Below are 22,903 nucleotides of genomic sequence, written 5' to 3'. Positions count from 1 at the left end.
CATCCCCGCCCGCCGTCGAGCGTCCGGTCGCCCTGCTCCCCTCCACCCGCCTGCACTACGAAGTCACGCTGCAGAAGGGCCCGTTCACGCTCGCCGGCACCGCCCTCCTGGACTGGCGCCACGACGGCCGGCAGTACGAGGCGCGGCTCGAAGCCGGCGGCCTGGCGGGCACGCGCGTGCAGCGCAGCACCGGCCGCATCACGCCGGGCGGCCTGGCCCCGGACTACTTCGCCGACAAGGCCCGCAGCGAGCAGGCCACGCACTTCGACCGGGCGGGCGGCCGCGTCGTCTTCAGCAACAACCGCCCCCAGGCGGCGCTCGAAGACGGCCTGCAGGACCGCCTGAGCGTGCTGCTGCAGCTCGCCGCGCTGGTGGCCGGCCAGCCGGCAAAGTACCCGCCCGGCACGCTGGTGGCCGTTCCCACCGCGAGCACCCGCGAGGTGGACACCTGGGTGTTCGCCGTCGAAGGCGAGGAGGAGCTGGCGCTGCCGGGTGGCATGCTGCCGGCCCTGAAGCTGCAACGCCTGCCCCGCCGCGAATACGACCAGAAGGTGGAACTCTGGCTCGCGCCCCGCATGGATTACGCCCCCGTGCGCCTGCGTCTGACAAACCCCAACGGTGACACCGTGGACAACAGGTGGTCCTCTACCGACAAGGGCTGAGAAGGCGGGTACCTAAATTGGAGCCATGGCCAATCCGGGCCGTGCCTGCGGCACTTCCGCTTGAGTGACACACTTGAATCGAAGTCTTCCGCAGCCAGCTACAGGCAGAAGGAACACATCATGCAAATGCTTTACGACTCCGATTCGTTCGTGGTGGTGCACCTGCAGGCCAACGAGCCGAACGAGGGCGAGGCGCACCCGCAGGTCGTGCGGCACGGTTTCGAGATCGTCGACAAGCGCTCCAACAAGGAGGTCTATCTCGACGGCTCCTGGGCCGACGCCTTCCAGCGGCAGATCAACGCCTGGCAGCTGAACACGCCGACCCAGGAGGAGGTGGAGGCCACCCTGGACGGCTACGCCGAGCTGGCGCAGAACCCGCTCGTCATCCACTGATCCCATTCCGGCCCGTGCCGCGACGGCCGGGCCACCCGGGAGCCCCGACGGAGGAGGCTCCCCCTGCCGGGCCGCCTAGCGCGGCCCGACCCATCTGTAGAGCGGCTCGACCAGCACCAGCACCGCCACCAGCCGGCAGACCTGGAACGCGGTCACCACCGGCACCCCGAGCTGCAGCACCTTGGCCGTGATGGCCATTTCCGCGATCCCGCCCGGCGAGGTGCCCAGCACGAGGGTGGCGAAATGCAGCCCGGTCGCCCAGGCCAGCAGCCCGCCGAAGCCGGCGCACAGCAGGATCATGCCCACGGTGCCCAGGGCGACGTCCAGCAACCACAGCGGCGCCCCGCGCAGGAACTCGCGCCGGAACCGCACCCCCAGGCTGATCCCGATCAGCAGCTGGGCCACGTTGGTGGCCCCGTTGGGCAGGGCCGACAGCTCGATGCCGGCCATGGTCAGGCCCATGCTCACCACCAGCGCGCCCATGAACCAGGGATTGGCCCGGCCGGTGCGCGACATCAGCCAGGCCCCGGCCCCCGTGGCCAGCACCAGCAGCAGCAGGCCCGGGCCATGCACTTCGCGGGCGCCGGGCAGGGTCGCGTCGAGGCCGTGCAGGCCGCTATAGAGGATCGCCGGCGGGATCACCAGCGTGACGATGATCAGCCGCACCGTGTGCGCGGCGGCCACCAGGTCGCTGCGGCCGTTCTCGCGCTCGGCCAACAGGGTCATCTCCGAGGCGCCGCCGATGGAGCCGGCGAAGTAAGTGGTGGCCCACTGGGTGCGCGGCTCGCCGCCGATGCGGTGGGCGTGGCGGCGGTGCAGCCAGCGGCCGAAGGCCCAGCCCAGGCCCAGCGCCCAGGCGATGGCCAGCAGGATGGCCCACCAGAGGCCGGCCACCAGCGCGGTGACCTGGGGCGTGAAATACAGGCCCAGGGCCGAAGCGATCACCCACTGGCCGGCGTTGCGCAGCGGCGGCCAGCTGCGCGTGGGCGCGCCCAGGATGGAGGCGATGGACATGGCCAGCAGCGGCCCGATCATCCAGGGCAGGGGTGTGCGCAGCCACACGCACAGCAGGGCCGCAGCCAGGGCCAGCAGCAGCGTGGCGGCCGCGCGCAGGAAAAAAGGCAGGGACATCGGAAACTGTCGGCGCGGGCGACAAACTGCCCGTCCGCGGGCCGTTAGTATGGGGCCATGCGCATCCTGACCCTCGCCGCCGCCCTCCTGCTCGCGGGCTGCGCGGCCCTCGCCCCGGTGCCCGAGACCGCCGGCATCGACGCCGTCCTGATCGGCGAGCAGCACGACGCCGAGGCCCATGGCCGGATCCAGGAGCGCTGGGTGAGCACGCTGGCGAAGCGGGGCCAGCTCGGGGCCGTGGCGCTGGAAATGGCGGAACAGGGCACCAGCACCGCGGGCCTGCCGGCCACCGCCAGCGACGAACAGGTGCGCGAGGCGCTGAAGTGGAACAAGGGCACGGGCTGGCCCTGGGAGCGCTACGGGCCGGCCATCATGGCCGCCGTGCGCGCCGGCGTGCCCGTGGTGGGCGGCAACCTGTCGCGCGAGCAGTTGCGCGAGGCGATGAAGGACAGCACGCTGGACGTGCTGCTGCCCGGCCCCGCGCTGAAGGCGCAGCAGCAGGCGATCCGCCGCGGGCATTGCGACATGCTGCCGGAGAACCAGGTCCAGCCGATGACGCGCGTGCAGATCGCGCGCGACATCTCGATGGCCCGCGCCATCTCGTCCTCCGCCGCGCCCGGCAAGACGGTGGTGCTGCTGGCCGGCTCGGGCCACGTGCTGCCCGACCTCGGCGTGCCGCAGCACCTGCCGCGCACGCTGGTCGCCCGCTCGGTGCTGCTGCCCTCGCAGGAGACGGGCAAGGACTATTGCGAGGAGTTCCGCAAGCAGCAGGAGCACCGGCAGCAGCGGAAGCAGGCGGCGCGGTAGGCGCGGCCCACGACGATCCGTTGCGCGCGGACCCGTAGGCTGGCGGTGAACCGCGCCGCCAGGCGCGCGTGAACCCCAGCGCTTCGCGGCGCTCGCGCATCGCTGGGGTTCGCAAGGCTCACCACCAGCCTACGAGACACCGCGCCGTGCCCTGGGATCGGGCGCGCCGGCCCTGCCCCTTTACGCGTTCGCCTTGACCGAATCCGCCAGCGTGTTCACCAGCGTGTCGATGTGCTCCTTCTCCACGATGTAGGGCGGAGCGATCACCAGCACGTCGCCGGCCGGGCGCACCAGGGCGCCCTTGCGGAAGCAGTCGAGGTAGATGTCGAAGGCGCGCTTGCCCGGCGCGCCGGCGATCGGCGCCAGTTCCACCGCCGCCGCCAGGCCCAGGCTGCGGATGCCGATCACGTTCGGCAGGCCCTTGAAGGTGGAGTGGAAGGCGTCGCCCAGCACCTTGCCCATCTCGCCCGCGCGCGCGAACAGGTTCTCCTTCTTGTACACGTCCAGCGTGGCGACCGCCGCGGCCGCGGCCACCGGGTGGCCCGAATAGGTGTAGCCGTGGAAGAACTCGATGATGTGCTCCGGCGCGTCGGTCTTCATCATCTGGTCGTAGATCCTGTCGCGGCAGATCACGCCGCCCATGGGGATCACGCCGTTGGTGACGCACTTGGCGAAGTTCAGCATGTCCGGCACCACGCCGTAGAAATCGGCGCCGAAGTTGGTGCCCATGCGGCCGAAACCCGTGATCACCTCGTCGAAGATCAGCAGGATGCCGTGCTTGTCGCAGATCTCGCGCAGGCGCTTGAGGTAGCCCTTGGGCGGGATGTACCAGCCGGCCGAGCCCGCCACCGGCTCCACGATGATCGCCGCCACGTTGCTCGGGTCGTGCAGCGGCAGGATGCGGTTCTCCAGTTCGGCCAGGTAGTCTTCCTGCGTCTCCGGTTCCTGGTTGTGGATGTACGCGTTGGCCGGGTCGTGGATGAAGCGCAGGTGGTCCACCCGCGGCAGCAGCGCGGTGCCGTACACCTTGCGGTTGGCGGGAATGCCGCCCACGCTCATGCCGCCGAAGCCCACGCCGTGGTAGCCCTTCTCGCGGCCGATGAAGACGTTGCGGTGCCCCTCGCCGCGGGCGCGGTGGTAGGCCAGCGCCACCTTCAGCGAGGTGTCCGCCGCCTCGGAGCCGGAATTGCAGAACAGCACCTTGTTCAGGTCGCCGGGAGCCATCGCAGCGATCGCCTCGGCGGCCTTGAAGGCCTGGTCGTTGCTCGCCTGGAAGGCCGTCGCGTAGTCGAGGGTATCGAGCTGCTTCTTGATCGCGTCGTTGATGGGCTTGCGGTTGTGGCCCGCGCCCACGCACCACAGGCTGGAGATGCCGTCGATCACCTTGCGGCCGTCGTGGGTGGTGAAGGTCATGCCGTCGGCGGCGACGAACACCCGCGGCTCCTTGCGGAACTGGCGGTTGGGCGTGAAGGGCAGCCAGTGGCTGTCCATGCGGAAATCGTTGTAGGCCATGCGGAACTCCTTGGACGAAGCGCCCATTTTGCGCCAGCGGTCAGCGCAGCGCCCCGAACACCTTCTGCAGGACGGCGCTGCCGGTGCCCACCGGATCGCGGCGGATCTTCTTCTCCTCTTCGCCGATCATGAGGTAGAGGCCGTCGAGCGCCTTGCGCGTGACGTAGTGGTCGATGCTGGCGTCCTCCTTCTTCACCAGGCCGAAGCCCGCGGCCCTGCCGGCGAGCGCGTCGTACTTCGCGGCCAGGTCCACCTTGGCGGTGGACTGCTTCACCACGGGCAGGAACTGCGCGGCGAGCGGCGTGCGCGTCTTCTCGGCGAAGAACTGCGTGACCGAGGTGTCGCCGCCGGTGAGGATCTTCCTGGCATCGGTGACGCTCATGTTCTTCACGGCGTCGGTGAGCAGGCGGGTGGCCCCGGGCACCGCGCTCTCGGCGGCCCGGTTCATGGCGAGCTCCAGCGCCTCCACCTGCTTCTTCTGCCCGATCGCGCTGAGCAATCGCGCCGCGTCCTTCAGGTAACCGGGCAACGGGATGCGCACCTGCGGGTTGCCGAGGAAGCCGTCCGGCCGGCCGAGCAGATTCACCGCCGCCCTGGCGCCGGTTTCCAGCGCTGTCTTGAGGCCGGTGCGCGCATCGAGCTCGCTGATGCCGGCCAGGCCCTGGGCCTGCGTCCCCGTCGCCGCGCCGATGCCGGCGAGGGCCAGCCACGCGGAAAGTTCGCGTCGCTTCATGGTCTTCCTCCTTGGTTGCGGGAATGATGCGCCGCGGCCGCGAGGGGCGTCAACCAAGGCCGGCAAGGCCCTGCACGGGCCGGTCGATGCGCCGCCTGCCACAATGGCAGCCTTATGTCCGACGCCTACATCCTCACCCTCTCCTGCCCCGACCGTCCCGGCATCGTCCACGCCGTTTCCGGCTTTTTGCTGGAGCGGGGCGGCAACATCGAGGAGGCGGCGCAGTACAACGACCACGGCACGGGCCTGTTCTTCATGCGCGTGCGCTTCGCCTGCGGCCAGCTCACGCAGGAGGACCTGGGCGTGCAGCTCAAGCTGTTCGCCGAAGGCTTCCAGATGAAGTGGCAGCTGCACGCCTGCGCGCAGCCGATGAAGACCGTGATCTTCGTCTCCAAGGAAGGCCACTGCCTGAACGACCTGCTGTTTCGCTGGAAGAGCGGGCTGCTGCCGCTGGACATCCGCGCCATCGTCTCCAACCACCGCGACTTCTACCAGCTGGCGGCGAGCTACAACGTGCCCTTCCACCACATCCCCGTGAGCGCGGCGACCAAGGCGCAGGCCGAGGCGCGCCAGTACGAGGTGATCGAAAGCGAGGGCGCGCAGCTGGTGGTGCTGGCGCGCTACATGCAGATCCTCTCGGACGACTTGTGCCGCAAGCTCTCCGGCCGGGCGATCAACATCCACCACAGCTTCCTTCCCAGCTTCAAGGGCGCCAAGCCCTACTACCAGGCGCACGACCGCGGCGTGAAGCTGATCGGCGCCACCGCCCACTACGTGACGGCCGACCTCGACGAAGGCCCGATCATCGAACAGGACGTGGCCCGTGTGGACCACAGCCACACCGTCGAAGACCTCACCGCCACCGGCCGCGACACCGAGGCCATGGTGCTGGCCCGCGCGGTGAAGTGGCACAGCGAGCACCGCGTGCTGCTGAATGGCCACAGGACGGTGATCTTCCGCTAGAGACCCGCCATCCCCGCATCCGCGGGGACGACAGCAAGAGGAGACGCGCATGAACGCCCCCGAATCCGTCGAAGTCCTGCAGCGCGGCGAACTGCAGGCGAAGGTCGTGGAAGCCTTGCAGAAGGTGCTGCCGCCCGGCGCCCTGCTGTGGCACAACGAGGACACCACCCCCTACGAATGCGACGGCCTCACGGCCTATCGGCAGCGCCCGCTGGTGGTGGCGCTGCCGGAGAGCGAGCAGCAGGTGCAGGACGTGCTCCGAACCTGCCACGCGCTCGAAGTGCCGGTGGTGGCGCGCGGGGCCGGCACGGGGCTTTCGGGCGGCGCGATGCCGCACGCGCTGGGCGTGACGCTCTCGCTGGCGAAGTTCAACGCGATCCTGAAGATCGATCCGGTGTCCCGCACCGCCGACGTGCAGTGCGGCGTGCGCAACCTCGCGATCAGCGAAGCCGCGGCGAGCTACGGCCTCTACTACGCGCCCGATCCCTCCAGCCAGATCGCCTGCACCATCGGCGGCAACGTGGCGGAAAACTCGGGTGGCGTGCACTGCCTCAAGTACGGCCTCACGGTGCATAACGTGCTCCGGGTGCGCGGCTACACCGCGGCGGGCGAGCCGGTGGAATTCGGCAGCCGCGCGCTCGACGCGGCGGGCTACGACCTGCTTGCCGTGATGATCGGCAGCGAGGGCATGCTGGCGGTGGTCACCGAAGTCACGGTGAAGCTGATTCCCAAGCCGCAGCTGGCGCGCTGCATCATGGCCAGCTTCGACGACGTGCGCAAGGCGGGCGACGCCGTCGCGTCGGTGATCGCCTCCGGCATCATCCCGGCCGGCCTGGAGATGATGGACAAGCCCATGACGGCGGCCGTCGAGGACTTCGTCCACGCAGGCTACGACCTCACCGCCGAAGCGATCCTGCTGTGCGAGAGCGACGGCACCCCGGAGGAGGTGGAGGAGGAGATCGGCCGCATGAGCGCGGTGCTGCGCGACGCCGGTGCCACCGCCATCGCGGTGAGCCGCGACGAATCCGAGCGGCTGCGCTTCTGGAGCGGCCGCAAGAACGCCTTCCCCGCGTCCGGCCGCATCAGCCCCGACTACATGTGCATGGATTCGACCATTCCGCGCAAGCGCCTGGCGGACATCCTGCTGGCGATCCAGGAGATGGAGAAGAAGTACGCGCTGCGCTGTGCCAACGTGTTCCACGCCGGCGACGGCAACCTGCATCCGCTGATCCTGTTCGATGCCAACGATGCGGAGCAGCTGCACCGCTGCGAGAAGTTCGGCGCCGAGATCCTGGAGACCAGCGTCACCATGGGCGGTACCGTCACCGGCGAGCACGGCGTGGGCATCGAGAAGCTCAACTCGATGTGCGTGCAGTTCAGCCCGGCGGAGCTGGAGCAGATGCGCGGCCTGAAGCGCGCGTTCGACCCGCGCGAGCTGCTCAATCCGGGCAAGGTGATCCCGACGCTGAACCGCTGCGCCGAGTACGGCAAGATGCTGGTGCGTGGCGGCCGGATCGTGCGACCGGACCTGCCGCGCTTCTGAGCGGCGGCGCGGGCCTGCCGCGCCCTTCAGCGGCGTCGGCGGCCGCGCCCCCTCAGCGCCTGCAGGCGTTGCCGGTGACGACGATGGCGTCGCGGGGGTCCTTGCGCTCGCGGCCGTCCGGTGGTCGGCCCGGCTCCACCAGCTGCTCGAATCCCTGCTGGAAGTCGGTGCCCAGGTCGGCCACCTCGCGCACTTCGGCGCGGGCCAGCTGGCCGCCTTCGCTCACGGGTGGGGGTGGGTTGTCCACCGGCGGCGGCCCGGTCACGGGTGGCGGCTCGACGGGGGGCGGCTGGACGACCGGCGGCGGCACCACCGGAGGGGGTTGGCCCCCAGGAGGCGGCTCGACCGGCGGGGGCTCCACGACCGGCGGCGACCCACCCGGGGCCAGCGCGCTCAGCACCACGCCGCCCGCATCCATGCTGGCCGCGATGCCGGCCACGCCCGCCGGCCGCGCAGTGCCTGCGGCCTCGGCCACCTGCGGCAGCCCCGCGGCCTGCAGGTTCGCCGCCTGCAGCACCTGGAGGCGGTCGCCGGGCGCCAGCGCCGCACCCGGCGCGTACTTCACCAGCACCCGGCTCTCGCTGCTGGTGGTGGCCGCGCCGGAGACCTGCAACTGGTCGAAGGCGGCCGGCGAGCCGACGTCCACCGCCAGCGTGGAACCCGCGTGCTGTGCGAGTCGGCCGTCGATCGACAGCGTGCCGATGACGCCGTCGCCTCCGGGGGCGATGGTGCCCTGGTTGGCCAGCGTTCCCGTGCCACCCCCCACCCGCACGGTGCCGGTGCCCGCGAGCGTGGCGCCGGCGAGATTGTTGAAGTCGCCGGCCAGCGTGAGGGCGGTGCCGTTCAAGTTGACCAACGCGGCGTTGTTCCAGCTGGCGGCGAGGTCGAGCGCGCCGTCGACCTCCACCGAGGTTCCGCTGGCGGCAAAGGTGCCGGGCGCGCCGCTCGCCGCCGTGCCGCCGCCTGCGTTGGCGCCGCCCTCGCCTCCAGCGAGGAGGATCTGCGGGCTGCGCAGGCGCACTGCCCCGTTGCGGGCCTCCAGGGTGGCCGTGCCGCCCGCACCGCCCACACCACCGCTGCCCGCCTGGGCCGCGCCGCCGGCGCCGCCGCGCGCATCGAGCCGCAGGCCGCCCTCGGCAAGCAGGTCGCCCGACGTGCGGACCAGGGTAATGGAGCCGCCCGCCCCGCCGCTTCTGCCCTGCGAGCCGTCGCCACCGGCCGCGCGCACGCCGGGGAGGATCTCCAGCAGGTTCGGCGGTAGCTCGATGCGCGGCGCGCGGGCGGGCAGCGGAAGGGGCTGGCCGTTGCCGAAGCCGCCGCGTTGCAGCCGGCCGAGCAGATCCTCTCCGAGTGCGGCGGCGAGATCGAAGGTGATGGCCCCTGCGGCCGATACCGTGACGTCGCCGCCCGCGCCGCCGCCTGCGGCCGCCACGGCCGCACCCGCGCCTCCCGCGCCCTGCCCGCGCGCGGTGCCGCCACTGGCGAACACGCCGGCCAGGGTGACGTTGCCGGACTGCGAAGCGATCTGCACCGTGCCGCCGGCACCGGCGGTGCCGGTACGTCCGGCGAGCGCGCCCGAAGCGAGCACGCCGCCGCCGTCCACGTCGACCAGTCCGGCCGTGATCGCGCCATTAGCGTTCAGGACCCCGCGGCCGCCCGCGCCTGCGCTGGCCGGCGCGCCGGCAGCGAGACCGAAGCCTCCGGTGGCCAGGAGCTGGCCGAGCGTGAGGGCGCTGGCCGCATCGGCGCGGATGATGCCGCCCTGGCCTGCCACCCGGCCGCTGCCGCCGCTGGCGACAAGCAGGCTGGCGGGCCGCATGCCGATGTCGCCGCCGGCCGACGAGAGCGTGATGCTGCCGCCGGCCCCGCCGGTGCCGGACGCGGCCTCGCCGCCACTCACGTCGATGATGCCGCCGAAGAGGTCCAGACCGGGGCCGAAGATGGGCGCCAGCTTCGGCGTGATGGAACCGCTGGGGGCGGCTGGCACGATGCTGCCGGAGGCGAGCACGGTCACGTCGCCGCCCCTGCCGGCGGCCCCCTCGGAGGAGCCCGTGCCGTGCGCATCGACGACCCCGCCGAATGCCGCGTCCCCGGCGCGCGCCTCCAGCACCACCTTGCCGCCGACCAGGCCGACCGCATTCGCCTGGACCAGGCCGCTGTGCGTGAGCGTGCCGGCGAAGATGCCGACGGCATCGCCTTCCAGGCTGCCGAGGTTGACGGCCCTGTCGCCGGCCTGGACGGTCAGCACGATGCCCTCGAGGCCGCGGCCCGTGAGGTCCACCTTCTGGCCCGCCGCGAGAATGGCCGCGCCGCCCTGCGCGAACAGCTGGCCGTTGGCGCCGACCAGGATGTCGGGCCCGATCAGCAGCAGGTCGCCGGACCGGGCGGTGACCTTGCCGTCGACCGACAACTGCCCCGGCGTGGTGCCGGGAGTCCGCGCGAAACTCAGCTTGCCGTTGGCGTCCGGTCCCGAAACTTCCAGCGTCGACGCCGTGAAGGCGGCGGTGTCGACGACGGCGCCCTGCCCCACCGCGATGCCCGCCGGGTTGACCAGCACCAGCTTGCCGTTGGAAGTAAGGGTGCCGAAGATCGCCGAGGGGTTGACCGTCAGCACGCGGTTGATCGAAGTGCTGTCGACCGAGGGCTGGGCGAAGTCCACCCGCGCGCCGCGTCCGATGGAAAAGGTCTGCCAGTCGATCGCCGAATGGTTGGTGCCCTTGCCGTTGGTGGTGGTCACCGTCATCGAGGAGCCCACGCCGACGATGCGGGCCGTTCCATGCACCGGCACACCGCCGCTTGGCAGTACCGGGCCTGCCTGGCTCCACGCGAGCTGCGGCTCCAAGGCCCAGCCCGCCGCCACGGCCACCATCACCGTCGTCAGCCGCAAGGCCCGCGCGGATTCCGGTGCGAGGCTGGCCATCGACTTCTCCTGCTGCCCTCGGGAGCGGCAACGGTAGCACAGCGCCTCGGCGCCGTGGCATGCAAGCGACGGGCGAGCCTTGCGGCTGGGGGACCCTAGGCGAGTCCCTGCATGACCCGCTGCGCCAGGCACAGGTCGGCCCAGGCCTTGGCCTTGTCCGGCAGGTTGCGCAGCAGGTAGGCGGGGTGGTAGGTGACCACCACCGGCACGTCGTTGTAGCGGTGCACGCGGCCGCGCAGCTTGCCGATCGGCTCGGTGGTCTGCAGCAGCGTGTGCACGGCGAAGCGGCCCATGGCCAGGATGATCTTCGGCCGCAGCAGCTCGACCTGCCGGCGCAGGAAAGGCTCGCACTGCGCGATCTCCTCCGGCAGCGGATTGCGGTTGCCGGGCGGGCGGCACTTCAGCACGTTGGCGATGTAGGCACCCTGGCGGCGGCCGATGCCCAGCGCAGCGAGCATGTTGTCCAGCAGCTTGCCGGCCTGGCCGACGAAGGGCTCGCCCTGCAGGTCCTCGTTCTCGCCCGGGGCCTCGCCCACCACCATCCATTCCGCCTGCAGGTCGCCGACGCCGAAGACGGTGTTGGTGCGGCCTTCGCAGAGGCGGCAGGCGCGGCAGGCGGCGACGGCCTCCGCGAGGCCTTCCCACTCCATGTCGGCCACTCCGGGCATGCGCTGGCGCAGGGGTGCTTCGGCCGCCGCCGGCGCAGGCTGCCGCGGCGTCGGCGCCGCGGGTTCGGGAATGCGGGCACCGATAGACGGCTGCGCACGCTCAGCCGGCGTCATGCGATCCGACTCGGGCGGGGCGAAGCGGGCCAGCGCAGGCGACGCCGTGCGAACCGGCTCAGCTTGCACCAGCGGCTGCGCCTCCTCCCCGGCCGGCGCCGCCGGCCAGAACAGCTCGATCCCCATCTCGCGCAGGATCCCCCGTTGGCGCTCGTCGAGATCGAAGCTCACAATTTGCAGCTCATGACGATCGCGTCTTCGCGGCCCTGCGCGGCGGGGTAGTAGTTCTTGCGCTCGCCCACCCGGCGGTAGCCGTAGCGTTCGTACACCTCCTGCGCCCGCAGGTTGCTGGTGCGCACCTCCAGCCACACCCAGTGCGCGTTCTGGGTCCGCGCCCAGAGCGCCACCGCGTCCAGCATCACGCGGCCCCAGCCCTGGCCCTGGTAGGGCACGTCCACGGTGATGTTCAGCAGGTGCACCTCGTCGACGCCCAGCATCGCCACGAAGTAGCCGATCACCACGTCGCCCGCGCACAGCAGCTGCGCCTGGTAACCCGAGCGCAGCGAATCGGAGAAGTTGCCGCGCGTCCAGGGATGGTCGTAGGCGCGCCGCTCGATGGCGACCACGGTGTCAAGGCGCGACTCGGTCATGGGCTCGAAGCCCGCCTCGATGGTCTTGAATACTGCGCTCATGAGGAAGATTCGGCCGCGGCGCGGCGCAGGTCCTTGGCGGCCCGCTCGGCGGCGCGCTCGGCCGTAGTTTGCGCCACTTTGTCCCGGATATAGAGCGGAAGGGCCTCTGCCGCCGCGTGCAGCCGACCGTCGGCCAGCAGGGCGGGCGCCAGGCGCAGCAGGGCCCGCGCGGTCGGCAGGGCCGGCACATGGGCGGCCGCCGGCGCCAGGCGCGGACCGTGGATTTCCAGCACGTTGCCGGCGATGGCCCAGCCGGGGGGCACCGGCGCGTCCTCCGGCCGGCCCAGCGCCGGCGGCGCGCACGTCACCCACGCCGGGCCGACGCGCTCGTAGGCGGCGAAATAGACCTCGCCCATCCGCGCGTCGAGCATCGCCACCACCTGGGTCACGCCCGCGAGGCCGTACGCCTCCTCGGCGATGGCCAGCAGCGTGTCGATGGGCAGTACCGGCAGGTCGGCGCCGAAGCCGAGCCCCTGCGCCACGGCGGCCGCGGTGCGCAAACCTGTGAAGGAGCCGGGGCCGCGGCCGAAGGCGATGGCGTCCAGCCCTTCCAGCGCCAGCCCGGCCTCGGCCAGCAGCTCCTCGATGGTCGGGATCAGCGCCGCCGAGGCCTGCGCTCCGCCCGGCCCCGTGCGCTCCAGCACGGGCAGGACAGCGCCGCGCGCGACCGCGATGGACAGGGTTTCGGTGCTGGTGTCGAAGGCGAGGAGGTTCAAGGAACCCCCATTATCGAAGCTTCGCCGCACCCATAATGGCGCGCATGCCGCGCTGGTACCGCCTCGCCTGCTGTCTCCTGGCCTGGGCCTGGGCGAGCGCGCAGGTCCTGGCCCAGCCGTTGCCGCCCGAGGTGGAGGCGGTGCTGGCCCAGGGCGAGCTGCCGCGCGACGCGCTGACGGTGCTGGTCGCGCCGGCCGAAGGCGGCCCGGCGCGCATCGCGCACCGCATCGACGCGCCGGTCAATCCCGCCTCGATCGCCAAGCTGGCCACCACCTTCGCGGCGCTGGAGCTGCTGGGCCCCACCTACACCTGGACGACGCCGGTCTACTTCGACGGCCCGGTGCGCGAGGGCGTGCTGCAGGGCAACCTGGTGCTCAAGGGCCAGGGCGATCCCCAGCTGGTGGTGGAGCGGCTCTGGCTGCTGTTGCACAAGGTGCAGCAGCTGGGCGTGCGCAGCATCGCCGGCGACATCGTGATCGACCGCAGCGCCTTCGCCCTGCCGCCGCACGATCCGGCGGCCTTCGATGGCCAGCCGCTGCGGCCCTACAACGCCAGCCCCGACGCGCTGCTGGTGAACTACAAGGCCGTCACCCTGACCTTCACGCCCGAGAACGGCAGCGCCCGCGTGCGCGCCGAGCCGCCGCTGGCCGGCGTGCAGTGGCCGGCCACGGTGCCGGTGGCCACGGGCAACGGGTGCGGCGACTGGATCACGGCGCTGGCGGCCGATTTCGGCAACCCGGCCCAGGTGCGCTTCGGCGGGCGCTTCCCCGCTGCATGCGGCGAGCGGGTGTGGCAGCTCGCCTTTCCCGACCCCGCGGGCTACACGCTGCGGGCCGTGGCCGCGATGTGGAGCGGCATCGGCGGCCAGCTGCGCGGCCAGGTGCGCGAGGGCCTGGTGCCCGCGGGCCTGAAGCCGGTGCTGGAATTCGCCTCGCCGCCGCTGGCGGAGGTGGTGCGCGACATCAACAAGTACAGCAACAACGTGATGGCGCAGCAGGTGTTCCTGACGCTGAGCCTGCAGCTGCGCGGCCTCGGCACCTTCGAGGGCTCGCGCGAGGTGCTGGCGGAATGGTGGCGCGGCCGCTTCGGCGGCGAGCCGCCGCACACAGAGAACGGCTCGGGCCTGTCGCGCAACGAGAGCATCACGGCGCGCCAGCTCGGGCAACTGCTGCAGGCCGCCTGGGTGTCGCCGCTGATGCCGGACCTGGCCGCCTCGCTGCCCGCGTTGGGGCTGGACGGCACGCTGCGCCGCCAGCGGCAGAACGTCGGCCTGGCGCACCTGAAGACCGGCAGCCTCAGCGACGTGTCGGGCGTGGCCGGCTACGTGCACGGCCAGCAGGGCCGCCGCTGGATCCTGGTGGCGATCGCCAACCACCCGCGCCGCGCCTCCGTGGTCCGCAACCTGGTCCCGGTGCTGGTGGAGTGGGCGGCGCGGCAGTGACCGGTCGTCCCCCGCGCGAGCAGGGGTTCGACGGCTACCAGCGATCGCGGATGCGGTCGAGGGCGAACTCGCCGAAGACGCGGTGGCCGCGCGGCGTCGGGTAGACGCGGTCGGCGAACAGGAAGCGGTTGTAGTCCGCGCCCGCCCGGATCGTGGACGGCGTGCACAGGTTGGAGTTCACCTGGCCGGCGCCGGTACCGATGCCGGGACCGGGATCGATCGACGTGCACGCGACGCTCTCGGCGTCGTTGAAATCGAAGCCTTCGGCGCCGGGGCTGGAGGTGATGACGTTGAATTCCAGCGCGGCGTCGATGTAGAGCACGTTGGCGCCCAGGTCCACCATGGAGATCAGCAGCCGCTCGTTGAAGCTGCGCGGCTCGTTGGCGCCGGTGTTGCCCGAGACGGCGCTCAGGCGCTGCAGCAGCCCCTCCTGCTTGGTCTCGCGGGCCCAGCCCGAGCGGCCGAGGTTGTAGGGGCCGACCACCGCAACGTGCTGCGCGCCGGCGTCGACCAGGCGCCGCACCTGCGCCGCCAGCTCCGCCGCGGCCTGCTGCACGTTCTGCTGCGCCTGCGCTTCCGTGATCGTGCCGTCCAGGACGGCCTGGGCCTGCACGATCACGTCCGAGGTGCCCGCGCTGACGATGACCAGGTCCTTCTCGGTCAGCGAGCTGGAGGCGAGGAAGGTGTCGATCTGCTGCGTGACCGAGGGCGTGCCGGTGTTGCCGGCCGCGTCCGTGGTGGCGCTGACGCGGGCATTGCCGGTGGCGAACGACAGGCCGCCGGCGGCACTGGGCGCGAGCTGCAGCCCGAAGCCGTTGGCGACGAACTGGGTCCAGTTGTTCACGGTGCCGTCGTTGACGGTGTAGCGCTGCCCGTTCTGGCCGAGGTCGCCCATCGCGTCGCCGAAGGCGACCACGCGGTCCGGATCGAAGCTGGACACGATCGAGCCCCCGCCGCAGGCGGCGAGCAGCAGGGCCGAGGCGCAGGCGGCGGCCAGCCACGCGCGGCGCAACCACTGAGAAGCCATGGAAATCTCCGCTGAAACCGGCGAGTGTACCGAGGGCCGGTTAACGGCTCGTAAGGGGCGGCGCCGTGCGCGGCAGAGATACCGGCCCGCACCGGGGGCTAGGTCGCGGCGGCGCGCCGCAGGCGGTCGCGCACGCCTTCCCACTCGGGCGCGTCGGGCGGCGTCTCCACCCAGATCAGCCGCACGCCGGCGTCATCGAAGTCGCGCAGCACGGCGAACAGCTGGCGCGCCGTCTCGGCCGCGTCGTCGGGCATGCGGCGATAGTGCGGCGTGCGGGTGCGCAGCGGGCTGCGCGCGTAGACGGCCACGGCGGCGGCATCGGGGCCGAGCACGTCCAGCGCGGTCTGCAGCGCCTTGGCGTCCATCAGGCGCACCCGCGCATTCGGTGCGTAGTGCGAGGCCAGCGTGCCGGAGGCGCGCGGCCCCGCCTCGGAGCGCTCCTCGGGCAGCCAGACCCGCTCGCCGCAGGCCGCCTCGATCTGCGCGCGCGTGAGGGTGCCCGGGCGCAGCAGCACCGGCACGGCGCGGGTGCAGTCGACGATCGCCGACTCGATGCCGACGCGGGTGGGGCCGCCATCGAGCACCGGCAGGCCGTCGCCGAATTCGCTCGCCACGTGGGCGGCGGTGGTGGGACTCACGCGGCCGAAGCGGTTGGCGCTCGGCGCGGCGACGCCGAACACCGGCGGGCTCCCCTGCGCCGCCGCCAGCAGCAGCGCGTGGGCCACCGGGTGCGCGGGGCAGCGCAGGCCGATCGTGTCCTGCCCGCCCGCCGCAGCGCGGCCCACCGCGTGCAGGCGCGGCAGGATCAGGGTGAGCGGGCCGGGCCAGAAGGCGTCCATCAGGCGCTGCGCCACCGGCGGGATGCTGGCGGCGAAACGCCGGGCCGCCGCCGCATCGGGCACGTGCACGATCAGCGGGTGGTCGCTCGGCCGGCCCTTGGCGGCGAAGATGCCGGCCACCGCGGCGTCGTTGCCGGCATCGGCGCCGAGGCCGTAGACCGTCTCGGTGGGAAAGGCGACCAGGCCGCCGGCCGCGAGCACGCGCGCCGCCTCGGCGATGGAGCTGTCGTGGCGGCCGTCGAGGATCATGCGGTCAAAAGGCCTCGATGCCCAGGCGCTGCGCTGCGGCCAGCGCCGTCGCGCGCACGCCCGCCACGTCCGCCCCGGTGACCGTGAGGTGCCCCATCTTGCGGCCGGGGCGCGCCTCGGTCTTGCCGTACAGGTGCAGGTGGGTGCCGGGCAGTGCCAGCACGCCGGGCCAGTCAGGTGTCTGCGCGGTCGTCGCGCCATTGCGGAACCACAGGTCGCCCAGCAGGTTGAGCATCACGGCCGGGCTGTGCTGGCGCGGCTGCACCAGCGGCAGGCCGGCCAGCGTGCGCACCTGCAATTCGAACTGCGAGACGTCGGCACCTTCGATGCTCCAGTGGCCGCTGTTGTGCGGCCGCGGCGCCATCTCGTTGACGACCAGCGAGCCGTCCTCGAGGCCGAAGAACTCGATGCACAGCACGCCGACGTACTGCAGCCCTTCGGCGATGGCCCGTGCCGCCTCGATCGCGCGCGCGGCGAGCGCCGCGGGCACGCACTCCGCGTGCACCTCGGTCACGGCCAGGATGCCGCCGCGGTGCAGGTTGCGCTGCACCGGCAGGTGGACCATCGCGCCGTCGCCGCCGCGCGCCACCACCACGGAGCATTCGAGCGCGAGCGGCAGCATCTTCTCCAGCACGCAGTCGGCGCGTTTCAGGCTCTCCCACGCTGCGCGCAAGTCGGCCCGCGAGGCGACGCGGACCTGGCCCTTGCCGTCGTAGCCCAGGCGTGCCGTCTTGAGGATGGCGGGAAAGAGCTCGTCACCGACGGCGGCGAGTTGCGCCTCGCCCGCAATCACCGCATAGGGCGCGCAGGGCACGCCGCAGCGATTGAAGTGCGCCTTCTCCTGCGCGCGGTCCTGCGCGATCGCGACGGCCGCGGCGCCGGGCGCCACCGGCCGCTGCTGCGCGAGCTGCGCCAGCGCCGCCGCCGGCACGTTCTCGAATTCGGTGGTGATCGCGTCGCTGTGGCCGGCCAACGTGGCGAGCCCGCGCTCGTCGAGGTAGTCGCTGCGCACGTGCCAGTGGCTCACGCGCCCGGCGGGGCTGCCCTCGTCGGGATCGAGCACCGCGGTGAAGTAGCCCATGCGCTGGGCCGCGTGCACGAACATGCGACCGAGCTGGCCGCCGCCCATCACGCCGAGCGTGGCGCCGGGAAGCAGGATCGTCATGCCGGATCCCGCGGCGGCAGCGTCATCGCACGGGCCACTTCGGTCTGGCGCGCGCGGAAGGCTTCCAGCTTCGCGCGCAGGGCGGCATCCTCGTTGGCCAGCATGGCGACGGCGAACAGCGCCGCATTGGCCGCGCCGGCCTGGCCGATGGCGAAGGTGGCCACCGGGATGCCCTTGGGCATCTGCACGATGCTGTGCAGCGAATCCACGCCGTGCAGGTGACGGCTGGCCACCGGCACGCCGAGCACCGGCACCGTGGTCTTGGCCGCCAGCATGCCGGGCAGGTGGGCGGCGCCGCCGGCCCCTGCGATGATCGCCTTCAGACCGCGGCGGGCGGCCGCTTCCGCATAGGCGAACATGTCGTCCGGCATGCGATGCGCCGACACCACCCGGGCCTCGTGCGCGATGCCGAACTCCTGCAGGATCTGCACCGCGTGCTGCAGGGTCTCCCAGTCGCTGCTGGAGCCCATCACGACTCCCACCGTCACGCTTGCGCTCATGTCCATAGAATTCCTGCAAAGACCCCTAATCTTACTTTTGCGAGCGGAGGGCCCCCGGCCATGATCGACATCACCATCGAAAACTTCGAACAGGAGGTGATTGCCGCCTCGATGAGCCAGCCTGTGCTGGTGGATTTCTGGGCGCCCTGGTGCGGCCCGTGCAAGGCCATCGGCCCCATCCTGGAGAAGCTGGAAACCGAATACGGCGGCGCCTTCCGGCTCGCCAAGGTCAATTCGGACGAGGAGCAGCAGCTCGCCGGCGCCTTCGGCATCCGCAGCATCCCCACCGTCGTCCTGCTGAAGAACGGCCAGCCGGTGGACGGCTTCATGGGCGCGCTGCCCGAAGGCAAGGTGCGCGAATTCCTCGACAAGCACGTGCAGGCGCTGGCCGGCGAGGACGACGAGGAAGACGCTGCAGCACTGGAAGAGGAGGCGCTGGATGCCGAGGGCCAGCTCGAGAAGCTGCAGCACGCGGTAGCCACCGACCCGGCCGACGACGATGCGCGCTTCGAGTACGTGAAGGCGCTGCTGCTGGCCGGCCGCGAGGCCGACGCGCGGCGCGCCTTCGAGCCGGTGGCGAACAAGGCGGGGCTGTCGCGGCGCATCGATGCGCTGGCGCGGTGGCTGGACGCCGTCGCCTTCGCCGCCGGCCATGCCTCGCCGGCCGACCTGGACGCGAAGATCGCCGCCAACCGGCGCGACTTCCAGGCCCGCTTCGACCGCGCGCGGCTGCTGGTCGCGCAGCAGCGCTGGACCGCGGCGATGGACGAGCTGCTGGAGATCCTGATGCGCGACAAGGCCTGGAGCGAGGACCTGGCGCGCAAGACCTACATCGCGATCCTCGAGATCATCGAGCCGCCCAAGCCCAAGGTGGCCGAAGGCCAGGTGCCGCCGGAGGATCCGACGGTGGCGACGTACCGCAGGCGGCTGTCGAGCGTGGTGTTGAGCTAGGCGCGACCGCCGCGGTGATCGCGTGTACACAGGCTGGCGGCGCGCCGCGCATCAGGCGGAGGTGAGCCGGTCCAGCGCCTCCTGGTACTTCGCCGCCGTCTTCTGGATCACGTCCTTCGGCAGGCGCGGCGCCGGCGGCGTCTTGTCCCAGGGCTGGCCGTCGATGCGCACGCTCTCCAGCCAGTCGCGCACGAACTGCTTGTCGTAGCTGGGCGGGTTCTCGCCCTGGGCGAAGGCGGCCTGGTAGCCCTCCACCGGCCAGTAGCGGGAGGAGTCGGGCGTCAGCACCTCGTCCATCAGCACCACTTCGCCGTTCTCGTCGAGGCCGAACTCGAACTTGGTGTCGGCGATGATCAGGCCCTTGGTGAGCGCGAAGTCGGCCGCTTCCTGGTAGATGCGGATGCTCAGGTCGCGGATGCGCGCCGCGAGCTGCGGGCCGATCATCTCCACCACCTTCTCGTAGCTGATGTTCTCGTCGTGGCCGCTCGCAGCCTTCGCCGCCGGGGTGAAGATCGGGGCGGGCAGCTTGCTTGCGTTCTTCAGGCCGGCCGGCAACGGCACGCCGCAGACCGATTGCGTGGCCTGGTACTCCTTCCAGCCGCTGCCGGCGAGGTAGCCGCGCACCACCGCCTCCACCAGGATCGGCCGCAGGCGCTTCACCAGCATCGAGCGGCCCTGCACCTGCGGGACTTCGGCCGGCGTCACCACGCTTTCGGGCGCCTCGCCCGTCAGGTGATTGGGGCAGATGTGGCCCAGCCGCGCGAACCAGAACAGGGCCATCTTCGTCAGGATCTCGCCCTTGCCGGGAATCGGCTCGCCCATGATCACGTCGAAGGCCGACAGCCGGTCGCTCGCCACCATCAGGATGCGGTCGTTGCCGACCGCATAGTTGTCGCGCACCTTGCCGCGCGCGAGCAGGGGCAGGGAGGTGAGATTGGAGGTGTGGAGGGCGGTAGGCATGGCGATCGCGGCAAGGAACACAGGCGCCTCATTGTCGCCTACCGCGCGGCACGCCAGCCCGAACCGGCTTCAGAGCAGGCGCAGGCGAGGCTCGATGGATGCGATCCGCTCGAAGTCGCTGTCGGCATGTAGGAGCGGCTCGTCCGCTTCGATGGCGCAAGCGGCGATGAGGCAGTCATTCGCGCTGCGCGGCGTCACCCCGCGCCAGCGGCAAGTCGCGTACAGCAGCGCTGCACGTCGGACGGTGCCGCGGGGATCGTCCGGAGTCCAGCTGCGCGGTTGGTCGAGGACCCGCTGCAGGCGGACGAAGTCGGCAGGATCACGCGCACCCTGGAGCACCTCCTGGTAGATCACGTCCAGCATCCAGACCGGTTCCCGACGGGAAAGCGCCTGCCGCAGGCGCTTGTGCACCGCGGACCCCGTGCCGCGCAGGTACTCGATCCAGGCGGAGGAATCGGCGATCACCGCTTCTTGCCCGCCGGACGGGAAAATGGTTTGCGCTTGGGCACGGCACGCGCGCGTGCGGACTTGCTTGGCGCCGGGGAGTCGACCGAGCCCGAGACCGGCGGTGCCGCCGCCTTCGGGTCGTAGTCGTCGGCGACCAGCCGGCTCCCCTCCGCAGCGAGGAGGAGGTCGTAATCCGGCTCGCGCACGTAGGCCCGCAGCGCAGCCTCGACCGCCGCCTTCTTGGTGTTGACGCCCGCTCTCTCCATCGCCTGCGCGATCAGCGCGTCGTCGATGACGATGTTGGTCCTGGTGTTCATGCATACACCTCGCGTGTGTATGCATGCATTATGAAGCCAGCCCGCCATGGAAAAAGCCGCCCGCGGGCGGCTTCCTGGCTGGGTGCGAGGCCGGTCAGTGGACCACTTGCGCCAGCTCGCCCTTGGCGTACTTGCCCGCCACCACCTGCAGCGTCTCGCCCTTGACCTTGCCGGCCTGGCCTTCGCAGCCGAACTGGATGTAGCGCTGCTTGCAGATCTGCTTGGCTGCCTCGCGCGCCGGCTTCATCCAGTCGCGCATGTCGAACTTCTCGGGGTTTTCGGCCATGAACTTGCGCACCGCGCCCGTCATCGCCAGCCGGATGTCGGTGTCGATGTTGATCTTGCGCACGCCGTGCTTGATGGCTTCCTGGATCTCCTCCACCGGCACGCCGTACGTTTCCTTCATGTTGCCGCCGTACTGGCGGATGATCGCCAGCAGGTCCTGCGGCACCGAGGAGGAGCCGTGCATCACCAGGTGCGTGTTGGGAATGCGGCGATGGATCTCCTTGATGCGGTCGATCGCCAGGATGTCGCCGGTGGGCTTGCGGGTGAACTTGTAGGCGCCGTGGCTGGTGCCGATGGCGATGGCCAGCGCGTCGAGTTGCGTCTTCTTGACGAAGTCGGCGGCCTGCTCCGGATCGGTCAGCAGCTGCTCGCGCGTCATGGTGGCCTCGGTGCCGTGGCCGTCCTCCTTGTCGCCGCGCATGGTCTCGAGCGAGCCCAGGCAGCCCAGCTCGCCTTCGACGGTGACGCCCAGCTTGTGCGCCATGTCGACCACCTTCTTCGTCACGTCGACGTTGTAGTCGTAGCTGGCGATGGTCTTGCCGTCGGCTTCCAGCGAGCCGTCCATCATCACCGAGGAGAAGCCCAGGTCGATGGCGCCCTTGCACACGTCGGGGCTCTGGCCGTGGTCCTGGTGCATCACCAGCGGGATCTGCGGATAGGCTTCGATGGCGGCCTGGATCAGGTGCTTGATGAAGGATTCGCCGGCGTACTTGCGGGCGCCGGCGCTGGCTTGCAGGATCACCGGCGCGCCCACTTCCTTGGCCGCTTCCATCACGGCCTGGACCTGTTCGAGGTTGTTGACGTTGAAGGCCGGGATGCCGTAGCCATTGGCGGCGGCATGGTCCAGCAGTTCGCGCATGGAAACGAGAGGCATGGCAGTTCCTGGAGGGACAACAAGGAATCGGACGGTCGCTGTAACCGCCCGGTAACTCGGGTCATTCTAGCGGCTGGAGGCCCTCATGCCGCGCTGGCGGCACCCCGTTCGCGCCTCGTCGGCGTCGGGGGCCGCCGGACGGCCGAGCGGCTCAGAGCGCGCGGACGATCTTCAGCATGTTGGTGCCGCCCGGGGCGCCCATGGGCTCGCCGCAGGTGATGGCGTAGATGTCGCCGGAAGCGACGATGCCGCGGCTCTTGAGGTGTTCCTCGGCCTGGTGCAGCGCGGTGTCGCGGTCCGCGCTCTGGTCCATCAGCAGCGGGCGCACGTTGCGGTACAGGGCCATGCGGCGCTGCGTCACCAGCTTGGGCGTGAGCGCGTAGATCGGGATGTGGATGCGGTGGCGGCTCATCCACAGCGCCGTGGAGCCCGAGTCCGTGAGCGCCACGATGGCCTTGCACCCCAGGTGGTAGGCCGTGAACAGCGCACCCATGGCGATCGACTGGTCGATGCGCGAGAAGGCCATGCCGGTGAAGTCGGCGTCGAGGCGGACGTCCTCGGCCATCTCGGCCTCGGCGCAGATGGCGGCCATCTGCTGCACCACTTCCACCGGGTAGCGGCCGGTGGCCGTCTCGGCGCTGGTCATCACCGCGTCCGTGCCATCGAGCACCGCGTTGGCGACGTCGCTCACCTCCGCGCGCGTGGGCACCGGATTGGCGATCATCGACTCCATCATCTGCGTCGCCGTGATCACCACCTTGTCGTGCTCGCGCGCGAGCCGGATCATGCGCTTCTGCAGCGCCGGCACGGCCGCGTTGCCGACTTCCACGGCGAGGTCGCCGCGCGCCACCATGATGGCGTCGCTCGCCTTCAGGATCTGCTCGAGGTTGGGGATCGCCTCCGCGCGCTCGATCTTGGCGATCAGCGCCGGCTTGTGCCGGAACTCCGCCGCGGCGACGTTGCACAGCTGGCGCGCCATCTCCATGTCGGTGGCGCTCTTGGGAAAGCTCACCGCCACGTAGTCGGCCTGGAAGCTCATGGCGGTGCGGATGT

The 22,903-nt window shown here is 71.2% G+C and carries 23 protein-coding genes; 7 read left to right on the top strand and 16 right to left on the bottom strand.

Translation table 11 applies throughout. The annotated features are described in order from the left end of the window. On the top strand, nucleotides 1–662 hold a 662-nt coding region (locus VFM98_RS22470; RefSeq protein WP_325112121.1), incomplete at its 5' end, for a DUF3108 domain-containing protein. Nucleotides 663–782: 120 nt separating this feature from the next. After that, nucleotides 783–1,055, top strand: a complete 273-nt coding sequence (locus VFM98_RS22465) for a BTH_I0359 family protein (protein WP_325112120.1) — start codon at nucleotides 783–785, stop codon at nucleotides 1,053–1,055. Nucleotides 1,056–1,130: 75 nt separating this feature from the next. On the opposite strand, the gene VFM98_RS22460 is transcribed toward VFM98_RS22465, so the two are convergent. Next, nucleotides 1,131–2,186: an AbrB family transcriptional regulator gene (locus VFM98_RS22460; RefSeq protein ID WP_325112119.1), complete on the bottom strand. Its 1,056-nt coding sequence runs from the start codon at nucleotides 2,184–2,186 to the stop codon at nucleotides 1,131–1,133. Between the two features lie 57 nt (nucleotides 2,187–2,243). On the opposite strand from VFM98_RS22460, the gene VFM98_RS22455 reads away from it, so the two are divergent. Then, nucleotides 2,244–2,993, top strand: a complete 750-nt coding sequence (locus VFM98_RS22455) for a ChaN family lipoprotein (protein ID WP_325112118.1) — start codon at nucleotides 2,244–2,246, stop codon at nucleotides 2,991–2,993. Nucleotides 2,994–3,173: 180 nt separating this feature from the next. On the opposite strand, the gene VFM98_RS22450 is transcribed toward VFM98_RS22455, so the two are convergent. Both VFM98_RS22450 and VFM98_RS22445 read right to left on the bottom strand, forming a co-directional pair. Beyond that, the gene (locus VFM98_RS22450) at nucleotides 3,174–4,505 is read right to left on the bottom strand and encodes an aminotransferase class III-fold pyridoxal phosphate-dependent enzyme (RefSeq protein WP_325112117.1); all 1,332 of its coding nucleotides are present in this window, start codon (nucleotides 4,503–4,505) and stop codon (nucleotides 3,174–3,176) included. A gap of 40 nt (nucleotides 4,506–4,545) precedes the next feature. After that, nucleotides 4,546–5,238 (bottom strand): DUF4197 domain-containing protein, encoded by a 693-nt coding sequence (locus VFM98_RS22445; protein ID WP_325112116.1) that lies wholly within the window; start codon nucleotides 5,236–5,238, stop codon nucleotides 4,546–4,548. 114 nt (nucleotides 5,239–5,352) lie between these two features. Here VFM98_RS22445 and purU point away from each other — a divergent pair, with 114 nt between their 5' ends. Together purU and VFM98_RS22435 are read left to right on the top strand one after the other, a co-directional pair. Beyond that, nucleotides 5,353–6,201 carry a formyltetrahydrofolate deformylase gene (gene purU / locus VFM98_RS22440; RefSeq protein ID WP_325112115.1) on the top strand — a complete coding sequence of 283 codons (849 nt, stop codon included), beginning with the start codon at nucleotides 5,353–5,355 and terminating at the stop codon, nucleotides 6,199–6,201. Between the two features lie 49 nt (nucleotides 6,202–6,250). Beyond that, complete coding sequence (locus VFM98_RS22435) at nucleotides 6,251–7,744, top strand: FAD-linked oxidase C-terminal domain-containing protein (RefSeq protein ID WP_325112114.1); 1,494 nt, start codon at nucleotides 6,251–6,253, stop codon at nucleotides 7,742–7,744. Between the two features lie 52 nt (nucleotides 7,745–7,796). On the opposite strand, the gene VFM98_RS22430 is transcribed toward VFM98_RS22435, so the two are convergent. From VFM98_RS22430 to tsaB, 4 genes are all read right to left on the bottom strand, one after another. Continuing rightward, the gene (locus tag VFM98_RS22430; RefSeq protein WP_325112113.1) at nucleotides 7,797–10,664 is read right to left on the bottom strand and encodes a filamentous hemagglutinin N-terminal domain-containing protein; all 2,868 of its coding nucleotides are present in this window, start codon (nucleotides 10,662–10,664) and stop codon (nucleotides 7,797–7,799) included. 95 nt (nucleotides 10,665–10,759) lie between these two features. Beyond that, entirely contained in the window at nucleotides 10,760–11,572 is an 813-nt protein-coding gene (locus VFM98_RS22425; protein ID WP_414709070.1) for a uracil-DNA glycosylase, read from the bottom strand. Between the two features lie 41 nt (nucleotides 11,573–11,613). Continuing rightward, nucleotides 11,614–12,078 carry a ribosomal protein S18-alanine N-acetyltransferase gene (gene rimI, locus VFM98_RS22420; RefSeq protein ID WP_325112111.1) on the bottom strand — a complete coding sequence of 155 codons (465 nt, stop codon included), beginning with the start codon at nucleotides 12,076–12,078 and terminating at the stop codon, nucleotides 11,614–11,616. Next, a complete protein-coding gene (tsaB, locus tag VFM98_RS22415; protein ID WP_325112110.1) occupies nucleotides 12,075–12,794 on the bottom strand; it encodes a tRNA (adenosine(37)-N6)-threonylcarbamoyltransferase complex dimerization subunit type 1 TsaB in 720 nt (239 codons plus the stop codon). Before tsaB ends, rimI begins: the two co-directional genes overlap by 4 nt. Nucleotides 12,795–12,838: 44 nt before the next feature. Between tsaB and dacB the strand changes: the two genes are divergently transcribed. Further along, nucleotides 12,839–14,236: a D-alanyl-D-alanine carboxypeptidase/D-alanyl-D-alanine endopeptidase gene (gene dacB, locus VFM98_RS22410; protein WP_325112109.1), complete on the top strand. Its 1,398-nt coding sequence runs from the start codon at nucleotides 12,839–12,841 to the stop codon at nucleotides 14,234–14,236. A 34-nt stretch (nucleotides 14,237–14,270) separates the two neighbouring features. Here the strand turns inward: dacB and VFM98_RS22405 are convergent, their stop codons facing one another. From VFM98_RS22405 to purE, 4 genes are all read right to left on the bottom strand, one after another. Further along, nucleotides 14,271–15,263, bottom strand: a complete 993-nt coding sequence (locus VFM98_RS22405; protein WP_325112108.1) for an SGNH/GDSL hydrolase family protein — start codon at nucleotides 15,261–15,263, stop codon at nucleotides 14,271–14,273. A 98-nt stretch (nucleotides 15,264–15,361) separates the two neighbouring features. Then, complete coding sequence (locus tag VFM98_RS22400; RefSeq protein WP_325112107.1) at nucleotides 15,362–16,351, bottom strand: L-threonylcarbamoyladenylate synthase; 990 nt, start codon at nucleotides 16,349–16,351, stop codon at nucleotides 15,362–15,364. Between the two features lie 4 nt (nucleotides 16,352–16,355). Continuing rightward, the gene (locus tag VFM98_RS22395; protein ID WP_325112106.1) at nucleotides 16,356–17,516 is read right to left on the bottom strand and encodes a 5-(carboxyamino)imidazole ribonucleotide synthase; all 1,161 of its coding nucleotides are present in this window, start codon (nucleotides 17,514–17,516) and stop codon (nucleotides 16,356–16,358) included. After that, complete coding sequence (purE, locus tag VFM98_RS22390) at nucleotides 17,513–18,016, bottom strand: 5-(carboxyamino)imidazole ribonucleotide mutase (protein ID WP_325112105.1); 504 nt, start codon at nucleotides 18,014–18,016, stop codon at nucleotides 17,513–17,515. Before purE ends, VFM98_RS22395 begins: the two co-directional genes overlap by 4 nt. Nucleotides 18,017–18,076: 60 nt before the next feature. Between purE and trxA the strand changes: the two genes are divergently transcribed. Further along, nucleotides 18,077–18,967, top strand: a complete 891-nt coding sequence (gene trxA, locus VFM98_RS22385) for a thioredoxin (RefSeq protein ID WP_325112104.1) — start codon at nucleotides 18,077–18,079, stop codon at nucleotides 18,965–18,967. Between the two features lie 51 nt (nucleotides 18,968–19,018). Here the strand turns inward: trxA and VFM98_RS22380 are convergent, their stop codons facing one another. The 5 genes from VFM98_RS22380 to VFM98_RS22360 all read right to left on the bottom strand — a co-directional run. Beyond that, entirely contained in the window at nucleotides 19,019–19,927 is a 909-nt protein-coding gene (locus VFM98_RS22380; RefSeq protein WP_325112103.1) for a phosphoribosylaminoimidazolesuccinocarboxamide synthase, read from the bottom strand. A 69-nt stretch (nucleotides 19,928–19,996) separates the two neighbouring features. Beyond that, the gene (vapC, locus tag VFM98_RS22375) at nucleotides 19,997–20,392 is read right to left on the bottom strand and encodes a type II toxin-antitoxin system VapC family toxin (protein ID WP_325112102.1); all 396 of its coding nucleotides are present in this window, start codon (nucleotides 20,390–20,392) and stop codon (nucleotides 19,997–19,999) included. Further along, nucleotides 20,389–20,691, bottom strand: a complete 303-nt coding sequence (locus VFM98_RS22370) for a type II toxin-antitoxin system VapB family antitoxin (protein WP_325112101.1) — start codon at nucleotides 20,689–20,691, stop codon at nucleotides 20,389–20,391. Before VFM98_RS22370 ends, vapC begins: the two co-directional genes overlap by 4 nt. A 94-nt stretch (nucleotides 20,692–20,785) precedes the next feature. Beyond that, nucleotides 20,786–21,850 (bottom strand): class II fructose-bisphosphate aldolase, encoded by a 1,065-nt coding sequence (fba, locus tag VFM98_RS22365; RefSeq protein WP_325112100.1) that lies wholly within the window; start codon nucleotides 21,848–21,850, stop codon nucleotides 20,786–20,788. A 151-nt stretch (nucleotides 21,851–22,001) separates the two neighbouring features. After that, nucleotides 22,002–22,903, bottom strand: a 902-nt coding sequence (locus VFM98_RS22360) for a pyruvate kinase (protein WP_325112099.1), incomplete at its 5' end; no start/stop codon positions are given.

Source organism: Ramlibacter sp., assembly GCF_035706265.1.
GTDB lineage: Bacteria > Pseudomonadota > Gammaproteobacteria > Burkholderiales > Burkholderiaceae_C > Ramlibacter.
The sequence above is the reverse complement of the archived record's forward strand: the minus strand, read 5'-3'. Positions and strand labels throughout refer to the sequence as shown.

Excerpts from the sequence above, each read along its gene's own strand:
- VFM98_RS22380 (WP_325112103.1), bottom strand. The coding sequence starts at position 19,927 with ATGCCTACCGCCCTCCACACCTCCAATCTCACCTCCCTGCCCCTGCTC.
- VFM98_RS22455 (WP_325112118.1), top strand. The coding sequence starts at position 2,244 with ATGCGCATCCTGACCCTCGCCGCCGCCCTCCTGCTCGCGGGCTGCGCG.
- rimI (WP_325112111.1), bottom strand. The coding sequence starts at position 12,078 with ATGAGCGCAGTATTCAAGACCATCGAGGCGGGCTTCGAGCCCATGACC.
- VFM98_RS22400 (WP_325112107.1), bottom strand. The coding sequence starts at position 16,351 with ATGATCCTCGACGGCCGCCACGACAGCTCCATCGCCGAGGCGGCGCGC.
- VFM98_RS22405 (WP_325112108.1), bottom strand. The coding sequence starts at position 15,263 with ATGGCTTCTCAGTGGTTGCGCCGCGCGTGGCTGGCCGCCGCCTGCGCC.
- VFM98_RS22430 (WP_325112113.1), bottom strand. The coding sequence starts at position 10,664 with ATGGCCAGCCTCGCACCGGAATCCGCGCGGGCCTTGCGGCTGACGACG.
- VFM98_RS22435 (WP_325112114.1), top strand. The coding sequence starts at position 6,251 with ATGAACGCCCCCGAATCCGTCGAAGTCCTGCAGCGCGGCGAACTGCAG.
- VFM98_RS22445 (WP_325112116.1), bottom strand. The coding sequence starts at position 5,238 with ATGAAGCGACGCGAACTTTCCGCGTGGCTGGCCCTCGCCGGCATCGGC.
- purE (WP_325112105.1), bottom strand. The coding sequence starts at position 18,016 with ATGAGCGCAAGCGTGACGGTGGGAGTCGTGATGGGCTCCAGCAGCGAC.
- trxA (WP_325112104.1), top strand. The coding sequence starts at position 18,077 with ATGATCGACATCACCATCGAAAACTTCGAACAGGAGGTGATTGCCGCC.
- purU (WP_325112115.1), top strand. The coding sequence starts at position 5,353 with ATGTCCGACGCCTACATCCTCACCCTCTCCTGCCCCGACCGTCCCGGC.
- fba (WP_325112100.1), bottom strand. The coding sequence starts at position 21,850 with ATGCCTCTCGTTTCCATGCGCGAACTGCTGGACCATGCCGCCGCCAAT.
- VFM98_RS22425 (WP_414709070.1), bottom strand. The coding sequence starts at position 11,572 with ATGGGGATCGAGCTGTTCTGGCCGGCGGCGCCGGCCGGGGAGGAGGCG.
- VFM98_RS22370 (WP_325112101.1), bottom strand. The coding sequence starts at position 20,691 with ATGAACACCAGGACCAACATCGTCATCGACGACGCGCTGATCGCGCAG.
- VFM98_RS22465 (WP_325112120.1), top strand. The coding sequence starts at position 783 with ATGCAAATGCTTTACGACTCCGATTCGTTCGTGGTGGTGCACCTGCAG.
- VFM98_RS22450 (WP_325112117.1), bottom strand. The coding sequence starts at position 4,505 with ATGGCCTACAACGATTTCCGCATGGACAGCCACTGGCTGCCCTTCACG.
- VFM98_RS22395 (WP_325112106.1), bottom strand. The coding sequence starts at position 17,516 with ATGACGATCCTGCTTCCCGGCGCCACGCTCGGCGTGATGGGCGGCGGC.
- dacB (WP_325112109.1), top strand. The coding sequence starts at position 12,839 with ATGCCGCGCTGGTACCGCCTCGCCTGCTGTCTCCTGGCCTGGGCCTGG.
- VFM98_RS22460 (WP_325112119.1), bottom strand. The coding sequence starts at position 2,186 with ATGTCCCTGCCTTTTTTCCTGCGCGCGGCCGCCACGCTGCTGCTGGCC.